This is a genomic window from Pseudoalteromonas sp. SCSIO 43088, assembly GCF_023650795.1.
GTDB lineage: Bacteria > Pseudomonadota > Gammaproteobacteria > Enterobacterales > Alteromonadaceae > Pseudoalteromonas > Pseudoalteromonas shioyasakiensis.
Map to the genome: position 1 here is coordinate 510,859 of NZ_CP072676.1, position 25,905 is coordinate 536,763.

The 25,905-nt window shown below is 41.3% G+C and carries 20 protein-coding genes; 15 read left to right on the forward strand and 5 right to left on the reverse strand.

Annotated elements, in window-relative coordinates; all coding sequences use genetic code 11:
• Window positions 1-128 precede the first annotated feature (128 nt).
• The 3 genes from J8Z28_RS20045 to J8Z28_RS20055 all read left to right on the forward strand — a co-directional run bounded on the left by J8Z28_RS20045 (window position 129) and on the right by J8Z28_RS20055 (window position 2,725).
• On the forward strand, window positions 129-683 hold the full coding sequence (locus tag J8Z28_RS20045; RefSeq protein ID WP_063529724.1) for an isochorismatase family protein: 555 nt from the start codon (window positions 129-131) through the stop codon (window positions 681-683).
• Window positions 684-759: 76 nt separating this feature from the next.
• Window positions 760-2,226 (forward strand): methyl-accepting chemotaxis protein, encoded by a 1,467-nt coding sequence (locus J8Z28_RS20050; protein ID WP_250660432.1) that lies wholly within the window; start codon window positions 760-762, stop codon window positions 2,224-2,226.
• A 13-nt stretch (window positions 2,227-2,239) separates the two neighbouring features.
• Window positions 2,240-2,725 (forward strand): DUF6436 domain-containing protein, encoded by a 486-nt coding sequence (locus J8Z28_RS20055; RefSeq protein WP_250660433.1) that lies wholly within the window; start codon window positions 2,240-2,242, stop codon window positions 2,723-2,725.
• 53 nt (window positions 2,726-2,778) lie between these two features.
• Here the strand turns inward: J8Z28_RS20055 and J8Z28_RS20060 are convergent, their stop codons facing one another.
• Entirely contained in the window at window positions 2,779-5,052 is a 2,274-nt protein-coding gene (locus J8Z28_RS20060) for a CHRD domain-containing protein (protein WP_250660434.1), read from the reverse strand.
• A gap of 298 nt (window positions 5,053-5,350) precedes the next feature.
• On the opposite strand from J8Z28_RS20060, the gene J8Z28_RS20065 reads away from it, so the two are divergent.
• Window positions 5,351-5,767 (forward strand): hypothetical protein, encoded by a 417-nt coding sequence (locus tag J8Z28_RS20065; RefSeq protein ID WP_250660435.1) that lies wholly within the window; start codon window positions 5,351-5,353, stop codon window positions 5,765-5,767.
• Between the two features lie 57 nt (window positions 5,768-5,824).
• On the opposite strand, the gene J8Z28_RS20070 is transcribed toward J8Z28_RS20065, so the two are convergent.
• A complete protein-coding gene (locus J8Z28_RS20070; protein ID WP_250660436.1) occupies window positions 5,825-6,523 on the reverse strand; it encodes a hypothetical protein in 699 nt (232 codons plus the stop codon).
• A gap of 359 nt (window positions 6,524-6,882) precedes the next feature.
• Between J8Z28_RS20070 and J8Z28_RS20075 the strand changes: the two genes are divergently transcribed.
• From J8Z28_RS20075 to J8Z28_RS20095, 5 genes are all read left to right on the forward strand, one after another.
• A complete protein-coding gene (locus J8Z28_RS20075) occupies window positions 6,883-7,077 on the forward strand; it encodes a (2Fe-2S)-binding protein (protein WP_054554573.1) in 195 nt (64 codons plus the stop codon).
• Window positions 7,078-7,235: 158 nt separating this feature from the next.
• Window positions 7,236-8,768 (forward strand): phospholipase D family protein, encoded by a 1,533-nt coding sequence (locus J8Z28_RS20080; RefSeq protein ID WP_250660437.1) that lies wholly within the window; start codon window positions 7,236-7,238, stop codon window positions 8,766-8,768.
• Between the two features lie 253 nt (window positions 8,769-9,021).
• Window positions 9,022-11,277: an acyl-CoA dehydrogenase gene (locus J8Z28_RS20085; protein WP_250660438.1), complete on the forward strand. Its 2,256-nt coding sequence runs from the start codon at window positions 9,022-9,024 to the stop codon at window positions 11,275-11,277.
• A gap of 145 nt (window positions 11,278-11,422) precedes the next feature.
• Complete coding sequence (locus tag J8Z28_RS20090) at window positions 11,423-12,370, forward strand: phosphotransferase (RefSeq protein ID WP_250660439.1); 948 nt, start codon at window positions 11,423-11,425, stop codon at window positions 12,368-12,370.
• Window positions 12,371-12,372: 2 nt separating this feature from the next.
• Window positions 12,373-13,344 (forward strand): Gfo/Idh/MocA family protein, encoded by a 972-nt coding sequence (locus J8Z28_RS20095; protein WP_250660440.1) that lies wholly within the window; start codon window positions 12,373-12,375, stop codon window positions 13,342-13,344.
• Here the strand turns inward: J8Z28_RS20095 and J8Z28_RS20100 are convergent.
• The gene (locus tag J8Z28_RS20100) at window positions 13,341-14,159 is read right to left on the reverse strand and encodes a hypothetical protein (RefSeq protein WP_063528265.1); all 819 of its coding nucleotides are present in this window, start codon (window positions 14,157-14,159) and stop codon (window positions 13,341-13,343) included. The genes J8Z28_RS20095 and J8Z28_RS20100 overlap by 4 nt on opposite strands.
• Before the next feature lie 192 nt (window positions 14,160-14,351).
• Here J8Z28_RS20100 and upp point away from each other — a divergent pair, with 192 nt between their 5' ends.
• The 5 genes from upp (at window position 14,352) to J8Z28_RS20125 (ending at window position 21,105) form a co-directional block, all read left to right on the forward strand.
• Window positions 14,352-14,981, forward strand: a complete 630-nt coding sequence (gene upp / locus J8Z28_RS20105) for a uracil phosphoribosyltransferase (protein WP_250660441.1) — start codon at window positions 14,352-14,354, stop codon at window positions 14,979-14,981.
• Window positions 14,982-14,990: 9 nt separating this feature from the next.
• Window positions 14,991-16,229 carry a uracil-xanthine permease family protein gene (locus J8Z28_RS20110; protein ID WP_062565731.1) on the forward strand — a complete coding sequence of 413 codons (1,239 nt, stop codon included), beginning with the start codon at window positions 14,991-14,993 and terminating at the stop codon, window positions 16,227-16,229.
• Window positions 16,230-16,367: 138 nt separating this feature from the next.
• On the forward strand, window positions 16,368-18,110 hold the full coding sequence (locus J8Z28_RS20115; protein WP_250660442.1) for an HAD-IIB family hydrolase: 1,743 nt from the start codon (window positions 16,368-16,370) through the stop codon (window positions 18,108-18,110).
• Window positions 18,103-19,323, forward strand: a complete 1,221-nt coding sequence (locus J8Z28_RS20120; protein ID WP_054562434.1) for a glycosyltransferase family protein — start codon at window positions 18,103-18,105, stop codon at window positions 19,321-19,323. Before J8Z28_RS20115 ends, J8Z28_RS20120 begins: the two co-directional genes overlap by 8 nt.
• Window positions 19,324-19,335: 12 nt before the next feature.
• Window positions 19,336-21,105: a sugar phosphorylase gene (locus J8Z28_RS20125; protein WP_250660443.1), complete on the forward strand. Its 1,770-nt coding sequence runs from the start codon at window positions 19,336-19,338 to the stop codon at window positions 21,103-21,105.
• 12 nt (window positions 21,106-21,117) lie between these two features.
• Here the strand turns inward: J8Z28_RS20125 and J8Z28_RS20130 are convergent, their stop codons facing one another.
• Window positions 21,118-22,161 carry an ABC transporter substrate-binding protein gene (locus tag J8Z28_RS20130; protein WP_250660444.1) on the reverse strand — a complete coding sequence of 348 codons (1,044 nt, stop codon included), beginning with the start codon at window positions 22,159-22,161 and terminating at the stop codon, window positions 21,118-21,120.
• 149 nt (window positions 22,162-22,310) lie between these two features.
• On the reverse strand, window positions 22,311-25,157 hold the full coding sequence (locus J8Z28_RS20135) for a TonB-dependent receptor plug domain-containing protein (RefSeq protein ID WP_250660445.1): 2,847 nt from the start codon (window positions 25,155-25,157) through the stop codon (window positions 22,311-22,313).
• A 310-nt stretch (window positions 25,158-25,467) separates the two neighbouring features.
• On the opposite strand from J8Z28_RS20135, the gene J8Z28_RS20140 reads away from it, so the two are divergent.
• The gene (locus tag J8Z28_RS20140) at window positions 25,468-25,854 is read left to right on the forward strand and encodes a cytochrome b562 (RefSeq protein ID WP_062565726.1); all 387 of its coding nucleotides are present in this window, start codon (window positions 25,468-25,470) and stop codon (window positions 25,852-25,854) included.
• The last annotated feature ends 51 nt before the right edge of the window (window positions 25,855-25,905 follow it).

Consider the following 25,905-nt stretch of genomic DNA (forward strand, 5'->3'; position numbering starts at 1 on the left):
ACAAAATATAGCACAATTATGACCGTAATTAATGGTTCTGAAAAGAAAAAATAGTAATAAGGTCTACTTGTTGCTGAAACTGAAACCTATGCTATAACTAGTTCAATTATCAGCAATTTGAGAACGTGATGCGCCATTCATTTATAAGCCAAAAAAGTAATGCATTGTTATTGATTATTGACCTTCAGGCAGGGCTTGAACCGGTAATTAACGACTTTGGCTTAGCTGTTAATCAGACCGAAAAGTTAATAAAAGCAGCTAAAGCTTTAGATATTCCCTATTTATTTACCGAACAAAACCCAACCAAGTTAGGTAAAAGTAGTGAACAGCTTTTACCTTTTATAAGTGGCACTAACTGCTATCACAAAATACATTTTAGCGCATGCCAAGAGGTTCAATTTAACAACCTACTGGCTGGCTTTAACCGTAAGCAAATAGTGGTAACGGGTACAGAGTCGCATGTGTGTGTACTGCAAACATGTTTAGACTTAATTGCCAATGGTTACCAAGTGTTTGTAGTGGAAGATGCCATTGCATCACGTAACGAAAAACACAAAGAGTTAGCAATTAAGCAGCTATCGGCAGCAGGTGCTATTATTACTTGTACAGAAAGTTTGATATTTCAATGGCTAGAAAAAGCAGGGACTGATCAATTTAGAGCATTATTGCAATTAATAAAGTGAACCATGATGCGCATCAAACCGTATTGGCTCGATTAATTGTATTTTTGTATATTATTTAATAATTAAGGCTTTATCTATGACGAGTGTGCGCCGCCTTTTTACTTATTTGTTCCTTTTATTGTTTGTTGAATCTTTAGTTTTAGGTTTTATCTATTCGACCCTAATTACAGGTGTGGTAACCGGTTTATTATTGCTATCTTTACCGCTTTGGATGCTCCATCAATACCCAACGAGCAAATTAACAGCCCATGTTGTGGCTGCCGGTTGCATGATGTTTTCGTTTTTACACATCCAACAAAGCTACGGCTTAATTGAAGTTCACTTTGAAATATTTATTTTAATGGCCGTGTTGATCATGTTTGTTGAATGGCGCGTGTTTATTACTGCACTTGCTTTTGTGGCAGTTCACCATTTGAGCTTTTACTTTTTACAGATAAACGAAGTCGGTTTATACGTTTTTGACCCAGATCGATTGTATTTTAGCACCGTACTTATCCATGCCGTGTATGCCATTGTTGAAGCGATTGTAGCTGGCTACATTGCAAAAACCCTTCATCTTGAACGTAGTTCTGGCTTATCGTTAAGCACAACTACAGAGCAGATAATGGCCGACGAAAACAGCATAAATATTAGCTTAAGAGCGGATGATAGCCACAGTGAAGCCGTGGCGGGTTTTAACCGCTTACTAGGTTTTGTATCGAGCGTGATTGGTGATGTTCAAAGCCAAAGTAGTGTTTTAAAAAACCAGTCTAAACAATTACTTGAAGTACACGACGAATTGCATGAGCAAGCACTTAATCGTGAGCAGCTATCGACCGATATCGCGCAGTCAGGTGAACGAGTCGCCGAAGGCTTTGCTCATGTTGAACAAGAAAGTAATGAGCTACAAACACAGTTTGAGCAGCTCCATTTAAGTGCTACAGAGGCATTAAATGAAGTGGCGAATACAGACAGCAAAACGGCTGAGCTTGCTAATAACCTTCAAGAAGCAGATCAAAATATAGGCCAACTGGTGAGTGCATGTTCGCATATCTCAGAATTACTTAATGAAATTTCGTCAATTGCTGAGCAAACGAATTTACTTGCGCTTAACGCTGCAATTGAAGCTGCACGTGCAGGTGAACAAGGCCGCGGCTTTGCGGTAGTGGCTGATGAAGTTAGAAACTTGGCAACACGCAGTAAAAACACGACGGATAAAATAACTAATACGCTTGAAAGCTTGATGCAAAACAGTGCCTCATCAACCAAGTCTATGCAGGGTAGTGTTGCGCTTATAGAGCAGTTGTCGGCCATTAGTTCGCAGATGAAACTGCAAATTACCGAGATGACAGAGCAGGTGAATGTTGCCGCAAGTAGCTCACAATCGGTTGCTCTTGTAGTGCAAAATCAAGCGGGTAATACACGTGCTATTGCCGAGAACTCACAAGCCTTAATTGCTAACCAAGCCAACGACAACTTGATGATTGAAAAGCTCACCGATCGCGTACAGTTAATTGATGTAAGTATCGATGTACTGGAGCAAGGTATTGCTAAATTCAAATAGCAAATGGCTGATAATGGCAACTCTACTTTGGGTTGCCTCTGTGGCATTAGCCTTGGTGTTTGCTTATTCTCAACAAGCAAGCTCCTTTGATCCAGATAAAAAGCTAGCCACAGCAAATTGGTTACCTGCTTTTCAACAAAATATGGGGCTTGGCACCACAAATACAGATACCTTGTACATTATTGATGAAAATACCTGTGTATGCTCAGAGCGTTCACAACCGCACATAACAAGCCTTAGCAGCTATGCAGCAGAGCAAGGTATTAAAGTAATAAAACTTAAACCAACATCTGCGGTTGCTGCAATATTACCCGCTCAACCTGCCGCAGTACTTGTTTCAGAAAATCAACAACTTGTGTATGCAGGGCCATTATCAAAAGGACTCGCCTGTTCCAGTCAGAATGGCTTTGTTGAGCTAGTAATTGCAAACTTACGTGCGGGTTTTAATAGCCAGTTTATTAACTCAGATGCTGAGGGGTGCTATTGTGAGATTAATTGAGCGAGGAAAGTAACGAAAAGAGGCCAAAAATATTGGCCTCTGACTCTATAAAATTATTGAATTTGGCCTCGTATCTCACCGCTTGGATTTGCAGGCGTATGAATGTTTACATAATGACCGCCTGAAGCTAAAACTGAAAAGATATCGGCATCTATCATTAAGCCTGTGCTGCTCATCCAGCGATTCATGTCATCACTGTCTTGCACAAGAGGAGCTAACACAGGGCCATTTTCACCGGCTACACCGGTATGAATATGGGCTGCAGTTGCATCGCTTACACCCGATGTTAGTACTTGCAGCTCAACACTGTAATCATTGGTATTCACTAGCGCATAACCATCACCAGATGCATCCGTTGTGACCGCGGGTACTTCTTGTTCACCACTTAGCGGAAAGGTTACAAACACATAGTTGTCGGTAAGGATTTGACCGCGTAGTTCACCACTTGGGTTAGCTGGAGTATGCACATTAACGTAGTGACCACCTGATGCGAGTACTGCAAAAATATCTGCATTGATCATGGTGTTTTCAGGTGTTTGCCACTGGTTCATGTTATCGCTTGATTGCTCTAACGCGGCAAGAACGTCGCCATTGGTGCCTATACGACCTGTATGAATGTGGGCAGCAGTAGCATCACTCACACCTTCGGTTAACGCTCTTAATTCTAGATGGTAATTATCCATATTGACTAAGGCATAACCACTACCTGATGCCATCGTATCAACCGCTGGAACTTCTTGCATACCACTGAGTGGGAAAGTAACGAGCTGATAGTTGTCTGTTAGGATCTGACCTCTAATTTCGCCACCCATGTTAGCAGGCGTATGCACGTTAACGTAATGACCTCCTGATGCAAGTACCTCAAATATCTCTGCGTTGATCATGGTATTTGCTGGTGTCATCCACATGCCTGCGTCAGTTGTTGACTGCTCAAGTGCAACGAGTACGTCGCCATTCGTGCCAATTCGGCCAGTGTGAATGTGTGCACCTGTCGCATCATCAACACCCATTGTGTTTACTAATAGCTCTAAGGCATAGTTATCCATGTTAATTAATGCATAACCTTCACCACTTGCATCAGATTCGATGGCAGGAACTTCTTGCTCACCGCTTAGTTTAAAACTCGTAAAGCCATAGTTACTGGTTAGGATTTGCCCACGAAGCTCGCCGCCAGCATTAGCAGGTGTATGAACATTGACATAGTGACCGCCAGAAGCCAGCACTGCAAAAATATCTGCATTGATTTGCGTGTTGCTTGGTGTCATCCAGACGTTACTGTCGTCCATTGATTGTTCAAGAGCTACTAATACATCGCCATTAGTACCGATACGACCTGTATGAATATGCGCAGCACTTGCATCGTCTAAGCCTGACGTGACAACAGTAAGCTCTACACTGTAGTCTGTTGTATCAACAAGGGCATAACCATCACCATCAGCCATGGTGCTGACCATAGGCACTTCTTGTGCACCACTCAAGTCAAAGGTCGCAACTGCATAGTTGTCTGTTAAGATTTGGCCGCGAATTTCGCCACCGGCAAATTCTGGTGTGTGAACGTTAACATAGTGACCGCCGTCTAAAAGTACTGCCAGAGTGTCGCTGTCTATCATGGTATCTTCAGGTACAACCCAGTCAGTCATGACTTCGTCGTCTTGCTCTAAAGTCACAAATACATCACCATTTGAACCTAATTTTCCTGTATGGATGTGAGCTGCTGTAGCGTCATCAACACCCATAGTCACCGCACGAAGTCGTAATTCTGTCGTGGCGCTATCATAAGATGCATAGCCGTAACCCATTGCGTCACTGTCGTTCATAGGCACTTGCTGATCGCCATTTAAAACAAACGTGATGATGCTGGTTGTATCAGGCACAATTTGCGCACGAAGTTCGCCGTTTGCATATTGTTCGGTATGAAGGTTAATGTACCAATCGCCATCCATTAAATCAGCAATCAAGCTTTCATCAAGGTCGGTAATTGCGACTTCATACATACCATCGGTAGTGGCTTCAAATGCAAAAGCAACATCACCATTAGCGCCTAAATCACCGTCGTGTATGTGTGCTGCGCTAAAACCGTCGACTGAGCTTGCATCAAGTGTTGCACGAAATTGCATTAAACTTTCGTCAAGCTCTACCGTTGCAGTCGCTGTTTGCATTGAGTCATTCATTGGCACTTCTTGTTTGCCACTTAAAGTTACAGAATAGGTTTTACTTGGAGTGAATTCTTGAACTGGGGGAGGGGTAACAACTTCGGTATTATCGTCATCATCATCGCTACACGCGGTGAGAAAAAGTAAGCTGCTAGCCAGGAGTATGTATTTCATCGTTCTTCCTTATATCTTTGTATGTTCGGACGTTACGACGTGTCCATTTCAATAAGGCTTACGGCAGGTGTTTAAAAAGAGATCACAAAAGGTTATTTAAAAGTTAAAAACTGGTTCTTTAGTATTGGTTTGTTGAAAGAGGGGATTAATAGTTAAAGTTTAATATCGCTAACTTTAAAGGAAAAAACATGCTTAGCAACATAAAAAGTTTTGGGTGGTAAATAGGTACGGATTGTGCATCTATTTTGTTTTCAAAAGGTTTATAGCTAAACGTCAAAAAATTAACGATAGGAAAACTATGCAGCTAACTTCGTACACACCCTCATTCCTAAAAGAGCCATTATTAGATCAGCAAAATAAAAATGAGCTAAAACCAGCTAGTGAAAAGGCAACAGACCTTCAAGGCTCTAAACAACTAGAAGCGGGCGTTGATTCTGATCCACAAGCAGAAGCTCAATCAAAGACATCACAAACACAACAAGAGCTAGTAGTAAAAATAAAGGAGTTACAAAATAAGATTAATAGTTTAAAAAGCAACAAAGACCTAGCTCCAGAACAACGAGAAAGTGAGTTACTAGAGCTTAATAAACAACTTGATGAAGAAATAAATGCAGTCCAGCTTGCCGTAAAAAGTAATGTTTCTACGATGATAAACTCATTGTTTGCTCCTACTTCTAGTAATCACTCTGGTATGCTGTTTAACAATAAAGCCTAAGTTTAAGGCAAAGCGCTTGTTCGCAGTTACTTTGCCAATTGAATATTTATAAGTCCGCTAAATCACATACTTTGTAAGTGAGTAGATGAGAGTACATATAAAGGTAAATAGGAAGAACCATTTTATGTGAACTGTTATTGGTGACCCGCGTTTGGCTGTTCTGATCATAGTTACTGGGTAATCATACTCAACAAGTGTCTTGAAAAGCTCAGGATGTTCTAAGCTCCAGTCATTTAAAGGAATTGAATCACCATAGCGAGTTTTAAAAATAACAGAAAATATATAGGCACGCCTAGGTTGTGGATCGTTAATATCGTAGCCGCTTTTGGTGCGTGTAAAATTCCATACGGCCTCAACATTAAGTAAATCTTCTCTTTTAAGTGTTCGTGCTTTTCTGTCATCGAATAAAAGTGCAGGCAGGTAAACCTGTTCTTTGTTTATTTTAATTTCGCACAAGGGAGATTCATGGATGAAATAACGCTTATTGGCAATAAACATCTGAATTAAAAAATAACTGAGATAAGTAATGACCACAGCGGCAATTGCACCTGCACCGGATTGTGTTTTCCAAACAAGGTGACATGCAATAATGAAAATAACGGCAGTAATTAATTTTGCTTTGAATTTCTGTGCTTTAGGTAAAGGGACTGCGCATCTCAAAATAGGTATTTCAGGTTGCACTTTCGTTTTTATGAAAGTCTGAAAAAAGATTGAGTTAAAGTTATCACGGGTTAATTCAAAAGTAGGCGCTTCCATGTGTCCTCGATTGCTGATTTAGTATTAAGCGTAAAATAGCAAAAGCAGTTCTTTATTACCAATTGCCGAGGCGCTTTGTTGTGTTATCTAAAAATGGTTTATTTATCAAAACTAATTACTTGAAATCCAGCATAAGGAATAGCTCACTTTTAGAGCAGAACAATACCAAAAAAATAAAAATTTTTTCTTTGCTCGCTTTTAACTAACTGCCCAAATCGTAAGGGAAAATTTTTAGTTGTGTGCCATTTTGGAAATTTTGGTATAAAAGTTATGCAAATATTGCCTATAACACTATTGCGAACTATTACCGTTTAGATTAATATGCTGACCATCAAGAGAAATGAGAGTGGTTTGCATTCATGTATATCTGTTTATGTCATGGTGTGACTGATAAAAAAATCGAACAAACAATTGATGATGGCGCTATGACGATGCGCGATTTATCAAAAGAACTGCAAGTGGGTAGCCAGTGTGGCAAGTGTTGTGGTTGTTGTAAAAAAATTCTTAATCGCAAACTGATCGAAATTGCAGATATCACTGAGCAAGTAGCTTAATTACTTGCTCTTAAGCATGTTTGCTTAACTATTTTTCCTTTGTTTAATTCTTCTAATTTATCCCCATACTTACGAGTTTTTATTTGCTTTTAACTCCTTCATTTATTAGGGTTATAACAAAGCAGATACGTGTATCACACGGTCATTGGTAGGAAGCCATGATAATAGACTCTTCAAAATCACTTTTTTGTGCAGTACTCATTTTAATCACCGCGGGCTGTGCGCAGTTACCTTCACGAGAGTCCATTCAACCAAGCTATGCCATTGCAGCGGATACACCCAGTACCATAGGAGATGCAGTGGGTAATAATCATCCTGGGTTATCAGGGTTTTATCCTTTAGCAGATGGGGTCGATGCCTTTGTAGCTAGGTTAGCGCTCATTGATTCTGCAGAGCACACTATTGATGTGCAATACTATTTATACCATAGGCAGCAAACCACCATTTTATTTACGGCCTTTTTATTAAAAGCCGCAGATAGGGGGGTAAGAATTCGCTTGTTGCTTGATGACTTATCGCAAGCCGACAGTGAGCTTGATTTAGCTGCACTGGCTGTTCACCCTAATATTGAAGTTCGATTATTTAATCCATTTCCTAACCGTCGTTTTAGAGCGCTTGGTTTTGTTACCAACTTTAGCCAGCTTTCACGACGTATGCATAACAAGAGTTTTATTGTTGATAATCGGATTTTTATCACCGGTGGGCGCAACATAGGCAATGCGTATTTCTCGGCTGAAGATCATTCTGAATTTATTGATTTAGATGTTATGAGTGTTGGCGAGATTGTGCCAGAGGCATCAAAGGCATTTGATCTATATTGGAATCATCAGCTGTCTTACCCTGTTGAAGATTTACATGGTTCACGAGATGAGCAATCACTTATTGATATCACTAAAACCTTATCGACCTATGTTGAGCAAAACCAGCAAAGTAATTATGTTGAACAATTACGTGAAAGTGAGTTTGTAAAACGCTTGTTGCACGATGAAATAGAATTCGATTGGCAAAAGTCTGTGTTGTTTTATGATCACCCCGATAAGGTGATGAACGACGTCAGTGAAAAATCGGCCAATATGTCGCCAATGTTGTTTAAAGAAATGGGCGAGCCGAAACAAAAAGCAATAATAGTGTCGCCGTATTTTATTCCTCGTGAGCAGGGCGTTAAATTACTAACCAATTGGGCAAAGCAGGGAGTTGATGTCACTGTGCTGACTAACTCTTTAGCTGCTACCGATGTATCCGCGGTGCATGCTGGTTATAAAAAGTACCGAGAAGATCTTATAAAGGGTGGGGTTAAGCTGTGGGAGTTAAAACCCAGTGACTTAATGGCCATTAAGCGCAAAGCGGGGCGTAAAGTAACTGGGTCATCACAAGCAAGTTTACACGCAAAAACCATGACCTTTGATGATGAAAAGATTTTTGTGGGCACCATGAACCTCGACCCTCGCTCGCTTGATTTAAATACCGAGATGGGCGTATTAATCGAAAGCGAAAAGCTTAGCCGCTTTTTGGCCCATTGGGTTGATACGCAAATGCCTGAATATGCCTGGAAAGTCGAGCTCAAAGATAATGACTTAGTTTGGCTCGACACAGTGAGTAATGAGCAGTTTGATGAAGAACCACAAACGTCTTCGTGGCGACGCTTTCAAGTGTGGTTTATTTCGTTATTCCCTATCGAAGATGAGCTATAAGCCATTCCTTCAGTATTTATACCTAAGCCCAACTTTTTAGTTGGGCTTTTTGTTTTCAGCCTTTAGTTGTTAACCATTTCGGGATAAAAAAAGGCGTTTGAGCGTACACGTGTAAACCCATTGTATTCAAGTGCTTAGCGTGCAAAGAAAAAATAAATATAAAAAAATGTTAAAAAAACTGGTTGGACCAATTGATCTATTGCTCGTTTTATGACGTAATGTAGGTATTACTATCTGGTCGGATGAGTTTATTATGAGCTTACGTACAAAATTAAAAAAAGTATTACCTAGTATTTCAATTACAGAACAAGAAGCGTTAGATGCGGGTGATGTTTGGTTAGAAGGTTCAATCTACCAAGGTAAACCTGATTTCGATGCACTTCGTGACGTGCCAGCAGCTAAGCTGAGCGCTGAAGAGCAAGCATTCTTAGATGGCCCAGTGAAAGAATTATTATCAATGATTGATGATTCTGAAATTCAAAACGGTGTTCATCTTCCTGACTACATTCTTGATTTCTTGAAAAAAGAGCGTTTTTTCTCGCTTATCATTCCTAAATCATTCGGCGGTTTAGAATTTAGCCCTTATGCAAACTCTACAATCGTTGCGACTATCGCGACTAAGAGTTCTGCGGTTGCGGTAACCGTGATGGTTCCTAACTCATTAGGTCCAGGTGAGCTATTACTTCACTTTGGTACTAAAGAGCAACAAGATCACTACTTACCACGTCTTGCAAATGGTCGTGATATTCCATGTTTCGCACTAACTAGCCCAGAAGCGGGTTCAGATGCGGGTGGTATTCCAGATATCGGTGTTGTTAAACGTGGTCAGTTCAATGGCGAAGAAGTATTAGGTTTAGAAATTACCTGGGACAAACGCTACATCACACTTGCGCCAATTGCGACAGTATTAGGTTTAGCATTTAAAGTAGTTGACCCTGACGGTTTACTCGGTGGCAAAGAAAACCTAGGTATTACCTGTGCGCTTATTCCTAAAGATCACCCAGGTGTTGAACTTGGTAATCGTCATGATCCTATGGGCATCCGTTTTTACAACGGTACGACTCGCGGCGAAAAAGTATTTGTACCAATGGACTTCATCATTGGTGGTCAAAAGAACATCGGCCGTGGCTGGCAGATGCTGGTTAGCTGTTTAGGTGCAGGCCGTGGTATCTCATTACCTGCACTTGGTGTTAGTTCATCACAAGTGGCATTCAAAGGTGCTTCTGAGTACGCAGCAGTGCGTGAGCAGTTTGGTCTGGCGATTGGTCAATTCGAAGGTATCCAAGAGAAGCTTGCTGATATCGCAGGTAAAACTTACCTTCAAGAAGCAATGCGTGTATTAACAACAGAAGGTTTAGGCATGGGCTTAAAACCATCAGTAGTTACTGCGATTGCTAAATACCACATGACTGAAATTGGTCGTAACGTGCTTGATTCAGCAATGGATATTCAAGCAGGTAAAGCAATTCAAAATGGTCCGCAAAATACATTAGCAAGTGGTTATGTTGCACAACCAATCGCAATCACGGTTGAAGGTGCAAACATTCTTACTCGTAACCTTATGATTTTTGGTCAAGGTGTAATGCGTTGTCACCCTTACCTGCAATCTATGGTTGAGTCTATCCACAGCGAAGACAAAAATGCAGATAAAGAATTCAACAGCATCTTACGTAAAACAGTGGGTTACAGCGTAGCTAATAGCTTACGAGCTTTCCGTTTAGGCGTATTACCGTTTACTGCGGGTGCTAAATCGTCACTACCAGAAGTACGTGAATACGAAAAAGCAGCGCATAAATTATCTGCAAAACTTGCAGTTTACGCTGACTTCTCGTTATTGGTACTAGGTGGCAAACTTAAACAAGCAGAAATGTTATCTGCACGTTTAGGCGACGTAATGAGCTTCTTATATGCGGCGATGGCATCAATTAAATACTACGAGCAAAAAGTAGCAAGCAGTGAACGTGAGCAAGCTGCGCCTTACTTCCACTATGCGACTCGCTTTGCACTACAAAGCGCTGAAGAAGCATTGCATAAGTTCTTAGATAACTTCCCTGCAAGTGGTACTCGTAAATTTATGCGTTTCATTACGATGAACTACTCAATGAAAATGCCTAAGATCAGTGATGATTTAATCCGTGAACTTGCGACTCAAGCGCAAATGGATACCGCATTTAAAGCGCAAATCACTCACTTGGTTAAACCAATTGAAGGTGATGGTCATTACATCAATGAGCAAGCGTACAAAGCGAAAATGGCGTGCCTTGATTTACTTAAGAAAGTTAAAAAAGCTCTGCGTGCTAAAACTATTAAGCCGGGCGTTCGTTTTGCAGAAACGCTTGATAATGCACTTGTTGCAAGTGTTATCAACGAAGAAGAATATGCAAAACTGATTGATTACAACAAGAAGCGTGAAAAAGCGATTCGTGTTGATGAGTTTGACTTTGATATGAACCTACTGGATGACAATGCAAAGCCAGTTAACCCACTTAAAAGTGTGGTAAACGAGTAATTCAACAATGCAAGTCCTGAGCAGTATTAGGACTTTATCTTCGAAAACCCGTGCTTAGCACGGGTTTTTTATTGCCTATAGGCCGTTGTGCCAATAGCCAATATCACCTACCATTGCCATCGGTTTATATAAATTACAGAGCGTTATGGATCTTAGGCAATTCGTTACTTGTCACTTTTCAAATATTACAGAGCTACAGCAAGCTGCATCAGTATGGAGTGGATGCGGTGAGATTATTCGTTGCCAAACGAATGGTACTGCTGCGGTAATTAAAGCGATTGAAGTGCCTAACCAGATCAATCATAGTCGTATAAAACAAAGTGATTTAGCGCTTGCCAGAAAGCGCCAATCTTACTTAGTCGAATTTAATTGGTATAGGCATTACGCAGAGCAATTACCCCATGAAGCTGCGGCTATCCACTGTATTGAGGCAATCCAAGAGGGCAGTAAGCAAGCACTGCTATTTAGTGATTTCAGTGCGCTTGGCTACCAGCCTGCAAGTGCTACACACAATGACATTGAAGCAATTATAAACTGGCTTGCACACTTTCATGCTTTTCATTTAGCAAGCTCTGCCGATGGCCTTTGGCCTCGCGGTAGTTATTGGCATTTAGCAACGCGGCCTGATGAGCTACAACGCATGAGCGATTTAAGCTTAAAAGCGCAGGCGCACGCTATTGATATTGCGCTGAGTGAGTCACCATATCAAACGTTAATTCATGGTGATGCTAAGCTTGCCAATTTTGCGATTGCGCCACAAAACCAGCATGTTCTTGGCTATGATTTTCAATATGTTGGCAAGGGTGTTGGGGTGATTGATGTAATGTATTTTTTAGGCAGTTGCTTAGATGATACGGCATTAAAATCAGTTGCAGATGACTATTTAAATCGCTATTTTGACACCCTCATACAGGCACTAAAACGTTATCAACCGAATGTAAACCCAGCGCATGTTGTTAGCAGTTGGCGAGCGCTTTGGTGTTACGCATGGAGCGATTTTTATCGCTTTTTAGCAGGTTGGAGCCCTGATCATGCAAAAATAAACGGCTACATGCAGCAGCAATTTGTAACGTATTTAAAAATAAAGGATTAGCAATGAATAAGCCAATGCGATTTGCCATTATCGGCTGTGGTGCTGTAACCGAAGTGAAAAGCGGCCCTGCTTATCAACAAGCAGAAGGTATTGCGCTTATTGGGGTGACACGCCGCGACTTAGAAAAAGCCCATGATTACGCTAAACGCCATAATGTCGCAAAGGTGTTCGCATCGCCAAGCGAACTCATTAACGATACCAGTGTTGATGCAGTGTATATTGCCACGCCGCCAGATAGCCATAAAGCGTATGCTCTTGAGGTTGCTGCGGCAGGTAAACCGTGTTGTATTGAAAAGCCACTGACGCCAAGTTATCAAGACAGCCTTGATATTGTCGCAGCGTTTAAAGAGGCTAAACAGCCGCTATTTGTGTCTTATTATCGCCGTTCATTACCACGCTTTAATCACGTTAAACAGTTATTAGAACAAGGTGCGATTGGTAAGCCTCGTCATGTTAGTTGGCATTTAAGTAAAGCTCCTAACGCTCTTGATTTATCGGGTGAGTACAACTGGCGCACAGATCAAAATGTGGCACGAGGAGGTTACTTCGACGATTTAGCCAGCCATGGTCTTGATTTACTTGCCTACCTTTTAGGTGACTTTAGTACGGTGCATGGTTTATGTGCTAATCAACAGGGCTTATATTCAGCATTCGATGCTATTACCGCGCACTGGCAGCATCAATCTGGTGTTACCGGCACCGGGAGCTGGAACTTTGCTTCAGCAAATCGTTTTGATGATGTGGTGATTTATGGCAGTGAAGGCGAGCTTAGCTTTAGTGTGTTTGACGAAAAACCGATTGTGCTTAACAACGCACAGGGCAAACAACAGTTCGTAATTGATAACCCTGCGCATATTCAACAATATCATGTTGAAAACATGGCGAACTATTTTCATGCTCAGCAACCTCATCCATCAACTGGTGAGAGCGCACTACACACAAGTTGGGTTATGGAGCAGATTTTATCGGCTTAGTGCTCAAACGCTGCATTGAAGGCATTTACAATTTGTGTGTTTTCACCTTCGTGAAATAACTCCATCAGGCGCTCACTAATTAAAGTTCGTACCTTTTCAGTTTTAAGCGCTTTATTGAACAGCGCGATTGCTTGTTTGCCGACCTCTGTTGGTGAACAAGCAATATAACCAAACACGGCGGCTTTTTCTGGTTTAAGGCTGATGTAACGAATACTACTCAGACCGGGGAAACGTTTATAACGGTTGCTAAATACAGTTTGGTATTCTAAAACGGCATCAATTTTATTTTGAAATAACATTTGCCCGAGCCTTGGTGCATTTGTTGCCCCATCGAGTATAAAAAAGTGCTCATCATTTAAACGGACAAACTTATCAATCTCTTCTGAGTATGAACGGCCTTTGGTGACGCCAATTGTTAAGTCATAGTAATAGATAGCTTGTAGTAAGGTAACAGCGTCTGGAATGGTGGGCTTATTAAATACCACCAGTTTATTTGAAGGAAATGCCATCAGAGGGTACTGACTAAACACAGCATGAGCTTCACGCTCTGGGGTTTTTAATTTATTGTACAAGCAAACATTGTTCATTTTTCTTAATTGCTGCCACTCTCTTAAGCGGCTTGCAGGTATAAAATGTAGGCTGATTTCATCGCCTAATTCAGCTGCGGCAGCCAGCAAAAACGTGGTGGCCTCATTTTCAGGGTTACCGCCATCTTGCGGAACAAAGTCTGCCATAACTTGAATATCGAGTGTTTCACTGTGGACCGGTAGGCAAATACACAAAAGTAGTATCGAAGTGAAGATAAACGTTTTCATTACTGCAGGCCCAAAATAAATAAAATGTTAAACATTGCCGGTGCGTGTTGTTGCAAAAAAATTAATATTTGCAGCTGATAGTGTAATTTTAGACCAATTCAAAGAATTAATGCGATGAACATGCATTTTTTGCAGTCGAGAAGACTATTTTGCGCTAAAATAGGCGTAATTTATCTCATTTAGGTTCTACTTATGTCTATCCATGTAATTACTCATCCGTTAGTTCAACACAAACTTGGCCTTATGCGTGCAGAAGGTATTAGCACTAAAAGTTTTCGTGAGCTGTCGTCTGAAGTAGGTACTTTGCTTACTTACGAAGCAACAAAAAACCTACCATTAGAAAGTGTTCAAATCACAGGGTGGGATGGTTCAACATTAGATGTAGAACATATCAAAGGTAAAAAAATTACTGTTGTGCCTATTCTTCGTGCCGGCCTTGGTATGATGGATGGTGTTATGCAGTTATTACCTGCTGCAAAAGTAAGTGTTGTTGGTCTTCAGCGTAACGAAGAAACATTGGAGCCAGTGCCTTATTTTGAAAAACTGGTTGGTAAAATTGATGAGCGTTTAAGCCTTGTTATTGACCCAATGCTAGCAACCGGTGGTTCAATGATCGCAACGATCGACATGCTTAAAAAAGCAGGTTGTAAAGATATTAAAGTGATTGTACTGGTGGCAGCACCAGAAGGCGTAGAAAAAACCCTTGCATCGCACCCAGATGTTGAAATTTTCACAGCATCTTTAGACAGTCACTTAAACGAAAAAGGATATATCATTCCAGGCTTAGGAGATGCCGGTGACAAGATTTTTGGCACAGTGTAAGGCGCTCACGTGGAAAATCATCAAACATTTTCGTTAAAAACCATTCTAACTGGCGCGCAAATGCTGTTTGTAGCATTTGGTGCACTAGTACTTGTGCCGTTACTAACAGGCCTTGATCCCAATGTGGCTTTATTTACCGCAGGCTTAGGAACCTTGCTGTTTCATGTGGTTACTAAAGGCCAAGTTCCTATCTTTTTAGCATCGTCTTTTGCTTTCATTGCACCTATTATCGCCTCGGTACAAATGTGGGGCATTCCCGCAACAATGGGCGGTTTAATGGTGGCAGGTTTTTGCTATGTTGCGCTTAGCTTAATTGTAAAATTTAAAGGCGTGAATGCACTGCATAAAGTGTTACCTCCTGTGGTTGTTGGCCCTGTGATCATGGTGATTGGTCTAGCCTTAGCCCCCGTCGCTGTGAATATGGCAATGGGTAAAGCAGGGGATGGCAGTGCACAATTAGTTCCTTATGAGCAAGCAATTTGGGTTTCAGGTTTATCATTACTGGTTACGCTGATTTTTGCGGTATGGGGTAAAGGTGTATTTAAACTTATTCCTATTCTTGCTGGTGTGGTAGCAGGTTACCTTGCTTCGTTATTTATAGGTATTGTTGAATTTAATGCGGTCACCGAAGCAAACTGGTTTGCGGTACCGGCATTTACTTATCCTGAGTTTAAATGGCAGGCTATTTTATTTATGGTGCCTGTGGCCATTGCGCCAGCAATTGAACATATTGGCGACATGATGGCTATTAGCCAAGTAACAGGTAAAGACTATTTAAAGAAACCGGGTTTACACCGCACTTTACTAGGTGATGGCTTAGCAACCTCTGCGGCATCGGTTTTTGGTGGTCCACCTAATACAACGTACTCTGAGGTAACGGGGGCGGTAATGCTTACACGTAACTTCAACCCTCGAGTGATGCTTTGGACCGCAATCATCGCAATTGTGCTGGCGTTTGTGGCAAAAATGGGCGCGGGTTTACAAACGATTCCGGTTCCTGTGATGGGCGGCATCATGATTTTACTGTTTGGTTCTATCGCCGTTGTTGGTTTAAATACCTTAGTTAAATCAGGTGAAGATCTTACCGCGCCTCGCAACTTGACTATCATCGCACTGATTTTAGTGTTTGGTATTGGTGGCATGCATATCGGTGGTGATGAGTTTAGTTTGCAAGGTGTGAGCTTATGCGCAATTTTGGGGATTATCTTAAATGCTGTTCTCCCCAAAGCAGTGCAACAAGCTGATTAGAACTTAAAAACTGCTTGAATATTGCACCAAAAAAGCGCATTAAATATGCGCTTTTTTTGTAACTAACTAAAATTTAAGGAATTATAAAACTGGTCTACTAACTGCATTTATCTCTATGTCATACTGGTAGGAGCGATTATGCAAGAGGCAAATGTTGTGGATATTACCCCGTTTTTAGCGAAGCATCAGTTACCACTCAAGTATCAATACTTAAGTGAGCAGTTTTTTATACCCCTCGCGCACGATATCTTAAGCGCAAAAATGACCGGCCAACCTATGCTGGTGGCGATTAACGGCTGCCAAGGGTCAGGTAAAACGACCCTTGCTGATTTCTTAGTGACCTGGGTTAATAGCAATACCGAATTTAATAGTGTGTCATTATCAATCGATGACTTTTATTTAAGTCGTGATGCACGCAATGAGCTTGCTAAAGATGTTCATCCTTTGTTTGCGAGTCGTGGTGTACCAGGTACGCATGATACGCAATTAATGGAACAAACCTTATCAGCTTTGTTGGCAGGTAAAGTGGAAGTGCCATTACCTCAATTTGATAAACTAACTGATGATCCGGTGCCAAAAGAGCTGTGGCCTAGTAATCAAAAGCCGATTGATATCGTGTTTTTTGAAGGCTGGTGTGTAGCCAGTACACCTCAGCAGCCTTATCAACTGCAAACTCCGGTAAATGAATTAGAGCAACTAGAAGATGCCGACGGCATTTGGCGTCGCTGCGTAAATAGTTGCTTAGCGAATGAATATCAAAATGTATTCGCAATGGCCGATTACACCATTATGTTAAAAGCGCCTTCATTTGAAGATGTGTATGCGTGGCGCTTAGAGCAAGAGCGTAAACTAATTGCCAAAAAAGGCCAGGGGCAGGGCACGTTTGACGAAGTGAGTTTAAAGCGTTTTATCTCTCATTTTGAACGTATTACGCGGGAAAACTTAGCTACTCTTGCGCACAGCGTGGATGCGTTATTATTGCTTGATACCGAGCGTGATATCACCAAGATGGAACTTCTCGCTGACCAGATTGCTCAGCCACTTATTTTTACTGACTTAGACGGCACATTGCTCGATCACGATAGTTACGAATGTGAGGTGATCAAACCATTTTTGGCAAAGTTGAATGATACCGGTGTCAATGTGATTTTTAACACCAGCAAAACCTTTGCTGAAGTCACTGATATTCAAAAAGGTTTGGATCATCACCAGCCCTTTATTGTGGAAAATGGTGCTGCTGTTTATATCCCGAAAGACTATTTCAAAGTAAAGCCGATTGGCTGTGATGAATATAAAGGTTATTGGCGCTTTGCCATGACGCAAAGTACCGATAAATTGCATGAAGATCTTAAACAATATGCGAGCCAATTTAGTCATTGTGTACGTTTGTTTAGCCAATTTAGTGCACAAGAAATAGCCGAGTTAACAGGACTCCCCGTCGATAAAAGTGAATTGGCTCTACAAAGACAGTACTCAGATCCGGTTTGTTTTTCGGGTAGTGAGGAAGAAAAGCAAGGTTTGATAGATGCAATGAGCCAAGCAGGCTACGAAGTGCTTGTTGGCGGGCGTTTTATCCATTTAACCAAAGGTAACAATAAAGGACTTGCACAAAAGTGGCTGTTAAATCAGTTCAAAAAAGCCTATCGGAATCCTTTTACTGTGATAGCGCTTGGCGACAGTCAAAACGATGTAGCCATGCTAAAGGCGGCCGACACCGCTATTTTAATCAATAACCCTGGCAGCCAAGTGCAATCACAAATATTACAAAAAGCATGGCAGCTCAGCGAAAAGCCCGCCCCTGCAGGTTGGGTTCAAGAAGTTTCTGCGTTAACTATCATCAAAGCGCGTTTTGCAGCAAAACAGGAGCAATCTCATGGCTGATTTTTATCAAAATGGCATTATCACGACCTTACACAATATTGCTGACCGCCCAGTAGAAGAACTAGAAAAAGAGTTGTTGGGCTTTTCAAAACAACGCCCAATGGGCCTGATTTTGCCTTCGCTTTACAGTGAGTTAGAAGGACCCGCTCTGCAAAATATTATTGCTGAGCTGAAACATGTGCCTTATTTATCGCAAATTACCATTGGTCTAGATCGCGCTGATGAAAGCCAATATCGCCATGCACTGCAGTTTTTTGCTGAGCTTGATCAGCCTCATAAGGTACTTTGGAATGATGGCCCGCGTTTACAAGCTCTTGATAAAGAACTACAAAAATTGGGCGTTGCGCCACGAGAGCTAGGTAAAGGTCGCAATGTTTGGTATTGCATGGGCTATAAGTTGGCAACCTCAAAAGTAGAGTCAATTGCACTGCATGACTGCGATATTTTGACTTACGACAGAGCGCTATTAGCACGTTTAATTTACCCCGTTGCTCACCCTCGTTTTAACTATGAATTTTGTAAAGGCTTTTACCCGCGCACCGCTGAGGGCAAAATTAATGGCCGTGTGTCACGTTTGCTGGTAACGCCGTTATTGCGTTCGTTTAAAACAATATTAGGTAGCAACGATTACTTAGAATATATGGATTCGTTTCGTTACCCGCTAGCGGGTGAGTTTTCATTCCGCCGTGATGTACTTAATGATATTCGTATTCCAAGTGACTGGGGCTTAGAAATTGGCGTGCTATCAGAGATGTATCGTAATTACTCGCATAACCGTTTATGTCAGGTAGATATTGCTGATAACTATGATCACAAACACCAAGACTTATCGCTAGAAAACCAAGCGGCGGGCTTGTCGAAAATGTCGATTGATATCACCAAAGCTTTATTTAGGAAGCTGGCTACCCAAGGGGTGACTTTTACGACAGAAACGATTCGCTCATTAAAGGCGACCTATTACCGTATTGCCCTCGATTTTATTGAAACTTATCACAACGATGCGTTAATGAATGGCTTAACACTCGATATTCATCATGAAGAAAAAGCCGTTGAAATGTTTGCTCAAAATATTATGAATGCGGGTCAGCACTTTTTAGAAAACCCAATGGAAGCACCGTTTGTGCCGAGTTGGAACCGAGTAGCTTCGGCAATGCCAGAGGTGTTTGCTCGCTTAGAAGAAGCCGTAGAGCTTGATAACAAAGAATATATTTAACGGGGAAGGCACGTGACTTTAGAGCTTTTGCAACAAAGGGTTATTCAGCATTTAACCTGCATCTACGGCGAAGTTGAGTTATCAACAACGCTTGAACAACTCGCAGATAGATTAATCAATACCATGTTAGGTGATGATCCTGTTCGAGACCCAACGCCGCATAAAAACCGTTGGGATGAGCAAGATATGATTTTAATTGCCTACGGTGATTCGATTATTCGTCATGCTAATACGGATGAAGCCGTTGCTAAGCCTGAAGAGCCGCCTTTGCATACGTTACATCGCTTTGTAAAAAACCAATGCTTACCTGAGCTTAATGCACTACACATCTTGCCGTTTTACCCATATAGCTCAGATGAAGGCTTCGCGGTAATGAATTATGTGCAAGTGAATGAAGCGTTAGGTAGTTGGCAACATATCCGCGATATTTCAGCGGATGTTAGGTTGATGGCAGATTTGGTGATCAACCATTGCTCTAGCCGCAGCGTTTGGTTTGAAAACTTTATTCAGGGCAAAGAGCCGGGAAAAGGGTATTTTAAAACGGCAAGCCAGAGTGATGACCTTGTGCAAGTTGTTCGCCCGCGAACATCACCGCTTTTACAGGCGGTTGAAACTAAAGACGGTTTGCAACATGTGTGGTGTACCTTTAGTCATGACCAAGTCGACTTTGATTTTGCTAACCCAGATGTACTCAATGAATTTGTCAGCATTATTCGTCATTATTTAGATAACGGTGTGCGTATATTCCGCCTTGATGCGGTGGCTTTTTTATGGAAAAAACTCAATACCCGCTGCATTAACCTGCTTGAGACACACGAAGTGATCAGGCTGCTTCGCACCCTTATTGAGCATTTTGAGCCTAATGTGATTATTATCACAGAAACTAATATCCCGAACCGCGAAAACCTATCGTACTTTGGTAATGCCAACGAAGCGCATTGTATTTACAACTTTTCATTACCACCGCTGTTATTACATACCTTACTCAGTGGCGACAGTACCGCATTAAAACATTGGATGATGAGTATGCCACCTCCTCAAGAAGGGACGGCATACTTTAACTTTATAGCTTCACATGATGGTATTGGCTTGCGCCCCGTTGAAGGCTTGTTGGAGCAAAGTGAAATTGCCGAAATGGTCAATACGACTGCGAAATATGGCGGTAAAGTTTCATTACGTACCGCCCCAGATGGCACCAATACCCCTTATGAGTTAAACATTGCCTTATTTGATGCGTTGCAAGGTACCCATAAAGGCCCAGATAAATGGGGGGTTGCACGCTTTTTATGTGCGCATGCCATTATGTTTGCGCTTGAAGGTATTCCTGGTTTGTATATTCATAGCTTACTCGGTACTACCAATGATTATGATCGCTTTGAAAATAGCCAACATAACCGAGCGATTAACCGTCACCGCTGGCAAGAGTCAGATTTACTAGCAAAGCTGAGTAATGAAAATGCCCATCATCGTACTGTGTTTAAAGCGATGAAAAACCTAATGGCTATTCGTAAGGCGCAAAGTGCATTTCACCCTAATGCGACGCAATATACGTTACATTTAAGCGAAGGGCTCTTTGGTTTTTGGCGACAAAGTATCAACCGTTCGCAAAGTATGTTTTGTGTTTATAACATTAGTGACGAGCCGCAAACGCTTACGCTTGCCGACTTAAATTTGATTGGTACCGAGCAATGGCGAGATTTGATCAGCGGTGAGCAAATTACTGAGCAAACACAAACAATGTCGCTAACCCCATATCAAGCAGTTTGGCTCAGTAATAAATAATGTAAATGCCCTTTACAGTGCGCTTTTTGTTGCCTCTAAAAGAAGTGATTCAACACTGAAGGGAAGGGCATTTTTATTCGCATTACTGAAAACGCGAAAGTTAATTGCTAAGTTATCACTGTGAATTTGTTCAACTAGCTTAAGCGTTTGTTCGCTATGTTGGCTGAAAATGGCCACTTCATGATGCATAGTTCCGGTTGCGTAATTATTGAGTAGATCATGAACATTTACTATAGCTAAAGCTCCTAGTGTGACATGACCGCCGATAGTGACGTCTATTTTTTCTGCCACAACTCTGAGCGGCCAATTTATTGCGCCAACCAATACATCTTTGCGTTTATTTAACTCATCAAGCGCTGCAATAGCCCCTAATGCCATGGCATCATTGGCAGCCCAAACCATATTGATGTTAGATTGATGGCTAAAGTAGCCAAGACTCTGGCGATACGCTTGTGTTGCTGACCAGTTGGCAACTGTTTTAGCGGTGATATTAGCATTATCATGCGTTTGAACACTTTGCTCTAAACCTTGCTCTCTATCAAGTGCTGCATGAGTGGTGTAATCACCATTAATCGCGAGAATATTTGCCGTGTGCTGAGCTTTTTCAATCAGTTTTTCAGCTAATAATTGACCCGCTTGTTTGTTATCGGGCACAACGCTACCTGCGATATTAATACCATGATCAATCAAACGGTTTAGTTCTTGTTCTGATGGGCGGTTAAGTAAAAAATAGATGGGCGTAGAGATGTGCTTTAAGCTTAAAAGTTGTTGGGTAAGCACACTTTTCTCATCAACTAAAATCAGCATGTCTGGCTTTGCTTTTATCGCTTTAGCCACTAATGACTTCATTTCAATATGATTTCGGTTGGCATAATGAATCGTTAATTCGAGATTAAAGTCTTTGGCAGCATCACGCATCAACTGCGACACTTCAAACCAAAACGGGCCTGTGACATTGGTATCGGCATGACCTGGGTTTATAAAAATAATACTTTGCTTGGCAAAGACACTCGGTAAGCAAAATAGGCAGATAATGAAAAATACCGTTTTGAGCATAGTCTTATTAAGTTAAAAGGCCGATAGGGAAGAGTATAGCTTGAATTGTCAGGTTTTAAGTAAATGATTGGCATAGGATAGTTTTTTAATATCTGATAGAAAAAGGGCTGCACAAATGTGCAGCCCCAAGAGAATCAAATATTTTACGATTAGAAATCGTAAGATAGTCTTAAGTAGCCGAAACGACCGATGTTGTCGTAACTTGCACTACCAGAACCTGTACCTAACGTACCGTATGGAAGTTTGCGGTTGAAGATATTATCTACACCCAGCTTCACACCAAAACCATTTTCAAAGTTATAACCAATTGTTGCATCAGAGATAACGTAAGTACCAAATGTCATTAAGCTATTTGGATTCGGGTTATCTGCAAGTTCTTGGTCAGTGTAAAGGCTTACTTCATCTAGATAACGTGTATCAAACGTTGTAAAGAAGCCATCACGCTTATAAGAAATTGAAAGGTTTGCTTGCCATTTCGCTTCGCCAGTTGTGCCTGCGTACTCATAGTAGTCGCTCGGTTGGTCTTGGAATGGGAAGGTTTTACGCTCAATTAAGTACGTACCAATTAAACGTGTTGAGAAGTTGCCTTCTAGTGCATCAAAGTCATAACCTAATTCAAAGTCAACACCTGATGCTTCTTGACCAGACACGTTCAGAACTGAGTTTTGAATAAGTGTAATTTCATGTGAGCTGCTATCACGCGTGATTAGGTTACAGTATTGGTTATTAATACCACCTTCTGCATCTACACAGCGGTCAAGAATGTCTTGTGAACCGATGGTCGAAATCGCGTCTTCAAGTTCAATTTTCCAGTAGTCAACTGTCACTACAGCGTTTTCAATGAATGAAGGTTGGTAAACAAAACCAATTGTTGTACTGGTTGATTCTTCGCCTTTCACATCTCGGTTACCACTTACTAAACCTTCAAGGGTTTGCGCATCGTAGTCTGATTCAAAATCAGCAGGTACACCAAGAGCTGCACAGTTCGCGCGGCGTACTTCTGAATTTTGTAGATCATTCAAGTTATCAGCTAAACATGGATCGTCAACACTGTAGAATGTTTGGCTCGGTGCACCAAAGATTTCGCCAATGTTTGGCGCACGTAGTGCTTCTGATTGTGTTGCACGTACACGTAGTTGATCGTTAACAGTCCAATCTAAACCAAGTTTCCAGCTTGTTGCATCACCAATTGTGCTGTAGTCAGCGTAACGTACCGCTGTATCTAGTACTAGGTCTTGAACAAGAGGTAAATCAGCAAGAAGTGGGATTGATGCTTCGAAGTAAATTTCATTTACATCAAACTCACCTTTGTCTTCGCCAAGCGCGTTAAAGAAGGTACCGGCTGCGTTGTCTGGCTCTTCAGTTTCGCTTTCTTCTTTACGGTATTCAACACCCGCTGCAAAACCAATGTAACCAGCTGGTAATTCATAAATTGCTGAATTTGCAAGTGAAGCAGACACAACTGTTTGGGTAATCTTTGAAGTACCTACTGAAACAGTATTGATGTAATCAATCGCTTCTTGGCTCGGTGCACCAAAGCCCATGATATTAACAGGTACACACCCTTCAGCACGTGCTTCTTCGCTGCGACAAACAACATTGCCTGAACCATCATCAATAGCATCTAGGGCATTGTAGTAGTTTGCCATGATCATGTTAGCGCCATTAACACGCTCTAAATCAGTTTGGCCATATACAACTGACGCATCTAATTCCCAGTCATTGAATACCGTGCCTTTTAAGCCTGCAACAAAACGGGTTGTTTCACGTGTATTGTTTTCAACACGACGACCTAAGTCAGTCATCATGCGGTTAACCATGATTGAGCTAACACCTTCTTGTTCCATTAGATCTTTAACGCTTGAGTCAAGGTAAGGGTTATCAATCTTGATGCTGTTATTTGGGTTAAAGAAGAAGAATGCAGGCTGACCAATGCTTTGGCCTTCGCTGTTAACATACTTTGCTTCAAGATACGCATTCATGCCCTCTGCGATATCGTAGTTTGTTTTGAAGTTAATGTTGTAGCGTTCAAACTCAGGTTGAATTTGGTTAAACTGTGCTAGGTTAAATGAATCACAGTTAGCACATGCAAGGCCATCAACTTGGTCACCAATGTTAAGTTCACGGTAAGTACCATCTGGGTTAAATGAATTTACATAGCCATTACTTAGCGCGAATACACCTGCGTTATTAATCGCATAGTAGCCTGCATTTGGCGTATAAATGTAGTCAGGAAAAGCTGGATCATCTTTGTTTTCAGCTGTTTGAGCTGTGTTGCGCATATTGCGGTAAGAGCCATCAGTCCAAGGGTGGTCTAACGCATTTAAAGTATCTTGACCCGAATACTCAACAGAGAATGCCACGTTACCGCGATCATTATCGAAGTTTGTGCCGTAAGAGAGTGTTGCTTTTTCGTTGCTGTAATCGCTTAGGTCTGATTCGCCTCGAGTTACACTTGCGCTAAAGCCTTCAATATTCTTTTTAAGAATGAAGTTAACTACACCCGTTACAGCATCGGCACCGTATACAGCTGACGCCCCACCGGTGATAATTTCAACACGCTCAACCCATGTGCTTGGAATTGTATTTGTATCAACTGATTGAGAGCCTGCAGAGCTAGAAACGTGACGTTTACCATTAACAAGTACTAGCGTACGGTCAGTACCCATATTACGTAAGTCAAGAATACTTAAACCCGCAGTACCGATGTAACGGCCAGAGTTTGAAAGTGAAAAAGTATTACCAAGAGCTGGTAATTTATTAAGTGCCTCACCGATATTAACCGCGCCTGTGTTAACTAAGTCATCACCAGTGATAACTGTCACTGGCGCAGGGGCAATAGCACCTTCACGTAAAATACGAGAACCTGTTACTTCGATACGGTCGATTGTTTGTACACCTTCTTCATCAGCAGCAAATGACTGACCTGAAATTGCAAGTGCAGATGTGCACAGGGCAAGCTTAATACTTGCACCTAAGATGTTATGTTTTTTCATTGTTTCACCTGTTAGTTTTTATTTTATCCCTTAAAGGGTTGTTAACAGTTGTTCTTAAAATGTTAACGCGGTGCACTTTATCATTGTCCCTATTATTTGCAAACAAAAACTACGTATCAATTTGTACACATCTAATTTCAATTTAAACAGTGTGTTAGGTTCTTTGTGGGGTTCAGGTGTTTTTTGTTTATTGTGAAAAGGTGATTACAGAATATTTACTTTGTTGCTGTATTCGGTATTTTAATGGCATTAGGTTTACGTAGCGTTTCGCTTTATAATGGGTGCATAATTTGTATTTGGTTGAGAGTGTATGAAAGCCATTTTTATTAGTTTTTTAATCGTTTTTTCCAGTCTGAGCGCGGCCAATAATATTGATCTTGAGGCCAATATGAAAAACATGGGGCTTGCTTATAAAAACTCAGTGCGAGCAACTGATTTAGCCACCTTTAATACCGCGATTGATGAATTTATTGAGTTATTAGAGACTGCCAAAACAGCTGATTTTAAACAGCATAAAACAGCGTCTTTAGAAGGGCTTGATAAAGTCATAAATCAAGCAAAGCAAGCTAAGCAACTTGCAACGACCCGTGGCCTTGAAGCTGCAAAAGCGCCGCTTAAATCTATTGATGAGCTACGTAAGAAATACCATGAGCTACATGAGCCGCCAGGTTTTTGGGAGTTGTTATTTGGTAAGTAAAGTTATTGAGTTAGATTTACTATAATTTTAAAAAGGTGCCGAGGCACCTTT